Annotated in this window: 1 protein-coding gene; it reads left to right on the top strand. The window is 44.9% G+C overall.

The features are described from left to right. Window positions 1-174: 174 nt before the first annotated feature. Window positions 175-506, top strand: a 332-nt coding sequence (locus A3756_RS05485; protein WP_156490296.1) for a hypothetical protein, incomplete at its 3' end; no start/stop codon positions are given.

The following is a 506-nucleotide window of genomic DNA, read 5'->3' as shown; positions in this document are numbered from 1 at the left end:
TTTGAGGCAGTTTGGGTGCCAATTAGATCGCTGGACCGTAATTGGAGCTTACCTATATCGCCTATTGCACAGTTGGACAATGTAAGGTTCGCGCATGTGAATACTCATGAAAGCGTCCTTTACTCTGTGAACGAAATAAGCTCCACAACAAGAGGGCAACTGAGTGTGCCTTATATGGCAGAAGCGTTAGCCGCACGTGGTGAAGTAGATTCTGAATTACTGCCCATTTTGCCATCGAACGGGTTGAGTTCTTTTCCTCGTATGCGGTTTGAAGATCTAGAGGTGTTTCTACCGCTGGCTAATGTTATGCCTGCCCAGTCTCTCCAAGAGTTGTATGTAAAGTACTTTAGTAATGCAGATAATGACGTTGCGCTTCCTGACACTGTATTGATCGGTTTTACCCATGATGCGCAAGATCAGCATGATGTGGCATATAACAAAGGTGGCCCGATTAAACTGCCTCATATTGTTACTACTCCGTCTGGCCAAGTAAATAATAATTCGGC

It is taken from the genome of Oleiphilus sp. HI0086 (assembly GCF_001635225.1).
This window is presented reverse-complemented; position numbering and strand designations above follow the sequence as displayed.